Origin of the sequence: Pseudonocardia sp. (assembly GCF_025965585.1) — a bacterium.
In the GTDB taxonomy this organism is placed as follows: Bacteria; Actinomycetota; Actinomycetes; order Mycobacteriales; family Pseudonocardiaceae; genus Pseudonocardia.
Genome location: NZ_JAOPWR010000191.1, coordinates 1 through 3,668, shown reverse-complemented (window position 1 = coordinate 3,668; position 3,668 = coordinate 1). Strand labels below are relative to the sequence as shown.

Sequence of the window (3,668 nt, the reverse complement as noted above, 5' to 3'; positions counted from 1 at the left end):
GCCGTGGCCGGCAAGAAGCCCGAGGAGTACGGCATCGAGCCCGTCCGCTACGACGACATGATCCCGGGCTGCTACGACCCGAAGGCCCGCCTGCGGGACATGGACATCGACGGCGTGCACGCGATGCTGTGCTTCCCGTCGTTCCCGCGGTTCTGCGGCACGATCTTCCTCGAGGGCCAGGACAAGGACCTCGCGCTGCTCGGCGTCAAGGCCTGGAACGACTTCTCCCTCGACGAGTGGTGTGCGACCGACCCGGCGCGGTTCATTCCGATGGCAATCCTGCCGCTGTGGGACCCCGCCCTGATGGTCGCCGAGATCGAGCGCGTCGCCGCGAAGGGGGCGCGCGCAATCGGCCTCCCCGACAACCCGACGGCGCTCAAGCTGCCCAGCTACCACACCGACCACTGGGACCCGGTGTTCTCCGCACTGGAGGAGACCAACCTGACCGCGGTGATGCACTTCGGGTCGGGCGGGTTCCCGCCGCAGATCGCGCCGGAGGCCCCGTTCGCGGTGATGATCACGCTGATGGGCACCACGTCGATGAACGCGTGCGCCGACCTGATCTTCTCCCCGGTGTTCCACCGCCACCCGAACCTCAAGGTGGCGTTCTCCGAGGGCGGCGTCGGCTGGATCCCGTACCTGATCGAGCGGGCCGACTACGTCTGGCGCAAGCACAAGTACTACCAGAACATCCACCCCGAGGTGGCGCCATCGGAGCTGTTCAAGCGCAACATCTCCGGCTGCTTCATCGAGGACGAGACCGGCGTCAAGAACCGTTACGACATCGGCCTGGGCAACATCACCTGGGAGTGCGACTACCCGCACTCCGACTCCTTCTGGCCCAAGAGCCGCGCCCGTGCCGCCGAGGTCTTCGCCGACGTCCCCGACGAGGAGGTCCAGCAGATGGTCGAGGGCAACACGCGGCAGTGGTACGCCTTCCCCGAGGAGGGCTTCCTCGCCTCGACCGCCGCCGACGGCTGGCGCCCCAACGGCGGCAAGGGCCCCGAGGCGGCCTACGCGCCGGACAAGAGCACGGCCTCCATCTCGGAGTCCCTGCGCGACCTGATGAAGTCGGGGGAGTGACGATGGCTCAGGCGGTCACCAAGTCCGGCGTCATCAACACCGGTCCGGACGCGATCCGCGCCGTCCTGCTCGACGTACCCGGCTACCCGAACTGGCAGAACGAGTGCCGGAAGGCCGAGCTGCTCACCTCCGACGACCAGGGCCGCCCGGCCACGGCCCGGATGAGCATCTCGGCGATGGGCCAGGCGGCCGAGTACGTCGTGGAGTACCTCTACCCGGACGAGCAGACGATCGGCTGGAAGCTCGTCGAGGGCGACCTGATCACGCAGAACGACGCCACGTTCGTCGTGCAGGACAAGGGCGACGGCACGAGCGCGATCGACGTCGAGCTGCAGATCGACGTCAAGTTCAACCTCCCCGACTTCATGATCAATACGATGATGGCCAAGGGCGCCAAGGACTTCATCAGGGGACTCAAGCGACTGGCGGAGGGCGCATGACCGCCGTGGACCAGCCCGCGCTGACGGCGGGCCAGTTGATCCAGGCCGCCATCGCCGACGATCCGGAGCGGCACGACCCGTTCGAGGCGTTCTCGATCGCCACCGGTGCCGCGGCGGCGGACCCGCACGAGCACTGGCGGACGCTCCGCGAGGAGCACGGCGTGTACGAGGGCCCCTCGTCGCCGTGGGGCGAGGTCTCCATGTCGGACTACATGTACGGCGACCGCGACCTCTACTCGATCCTGCGCTTCGATGAGGCCTCCCAGGTCTTCCGCGACGGGGAGACGTACTCGTCGTCGGTGCTCGGGGAGTCGGTCGGCCTCGTCTGGGGCCGCACGATGATCCAGATGGACGCCCCGGAGCACGGCCGGTACCGGCGGCTGATCCAGCAGGCCTTCACCCGCCGGGAGATGGAGCGCTGGGAGCACGACATCGCCCGGCCCCTTCTGCGCCGCTACATCGACGCCCTGCGGCCTCAGGGCAGTGCCGACCTGGTCCGCGAGCTGCTTCTCGCGTACCCGGCCACGGTGATGGGCAAGGCGATCGGGCTCCCCGAGGTCGACCTGCCGCGGTTCCTGCGCCTCACGGTCGAGATGACCAACATCGCGTTCGAGCCGGAACGCGCGCTCGCCGCGTCCACGGCGCTGGGCGCCTACCTGCAGGAGCAGATCGACGACCGCCGCGCCCACCCGCGGGGCGAGGACCTGCTCACCGGGCTGGTCACCGTCACACTGGCGCCTGAGGACAAGGACAGCGGCGCGGCCGAGCAGCTCACCGACGAGGAGATCATCTCCTTCATCCGGCTGCTGCTCATCGCCGGAGCCGAGACCACCGCCCGCTCGTCGGCCACCATGCTCCTGCTGTTGCTGCGGCACCCTGACCAGTTCGCGGATGTCCGCGCCGACCGCGGCCTCATCCCCGCGGCCGTCGAGGAGACGTTGCGGCTGGAGCCACCGCTGAACATGTCCACGCGGACCTCGACCCGGCCGAGCGTGGTCGGCGGGGTCGAGATCCCTGAGGACGCGGCGCTGCAGATCGTGATCGGCGCGGTGAACCGCGACCCGCGGCGGTGGGAGAACCCTGACGCGTTCGACATTCACCGTCCGCTGAAGGGGCACCTGGCCTTCATCTCGGGTCCGCACGTCTGCCTGGGCATGCACCTGGCGCGGATGGAGATGCGGGTGGTCCTGGAGGAGGTGCTCGACCGGCTGCCCGGCGTCGCCCTCGACCCGGACGCCGGCGAGATCGTCATCCGCGGCAAGGAACTGCGCTCGCCGCCCCGGCTGCCCGTGGTGTTCGACCGATGACGGCAATGGAGCTTCACGGCCTGAGCCTGGACCTGACCGGGTGGTTCCAGGTGGCCTGGTCGTCCGACATCGGGCCCGAGCAGGTCGTGCCCCTGCACTACTTCGGGCGGGATCTCGTCGCCTACCGCGGACGCGACGGGGTCGTGCGCGTGCACGACCGGCACTGCCGGCACCTCGGCGCGAGCCTGGCCCACGGCGGGTGCGCCACCGACGACGGCATCCGCTGCCCGTTCCACGGCTGGGTCTGGGGCCCGGACGGCCACAACGTCTCGATCCCCTACCAGGACCGACCGAACAAGGGACGGAAGCTGGGCACCTGGCCGGTGACCGAGCGGAACGAGTCGATCTATGTGTGGCACGACGCCGCGGGCCGTGAGCCGCTGTGGGAGGTGCCGGACGCGCTGGGCGGAGCTCCTCACATCCGTGACATCGGGTTCCACCCGGCTCATCCCGAGCACCACACGGATCTCGCGGTGCACCCGCAGATGGTCGCGGAGAACGCGGTGGACCCACACCACTTCCGGTTCGTGCACCGCACACCGATCAGCCCGGTGACGCTCGACGAGGCCGCCGACGGGCCGACGTGGTGGGCGCGGGTCGGCTTCGGCAAGGGGTGGAGCGAGCACGCCCGGGACGCTGACGGTGCGCTGCGCACCGACACGATGAACACCATCGAGATCCTCTGGTCGGGCCTCGGGGTCAGCGTCAACGTCGAGCACACGCGTGACGGCATCCGGGTCATCTCGATCAACACCACGCCCGTGGACGACGGGCGCACGGAGATCTTCGCGACGTACTGGATCGACCGCGACAGCGGTGATCACGAGCGGCGCCTCGC

General features: G+C 69.4%; 4 protein-coding genes. All 4 read left to right on the top strand.

Annotated elements, in window-relative coordinates; translation table 11 throughout:
- The coding region (locus tag JWR81_RS12310; RefSeq protein ID WP_297650729.1) for an amidohydrolase family protein at positions 1–1,083 on the top strand (1,083 nt) is incomplete at its 5' end.
- Positions 1,084–1,085: 2 nt separating this feature from the next.
- Entirely contained in the window at positions 1,086–1,523 is a 438-nt protein-coding gene (locus tag JWR81_RS12305) for an SRPBCC family protein (RefSeq protein ID WP_297650727.1), read from the top strand.
- Positions 1,520–2,830, top strand: a complete 1,311-nt coding sequence (locus tag JWR81_RS12300; protein WP_297650725.1) for a cytochrome P450 — start codon at positions 1,520–1,522, stop codon at positions 2,828–2,830. Before JWR81_RS12305 ends, JWR81_RS12300 begins: the two co-directional genes overlap by 4 nt.
- Positions 2,827–3,668: Rieske 2Fe-2S domain-containing protein (locus JWR81_RS12295; RefSeq protein ID WP_297650714.1), on the top strand; the 842-nt coding region annotated here is incomplete at its 3' end. The genes JWR81_RS12300 and JWR81_RS12295, both read left to right, overlap by 4 nt.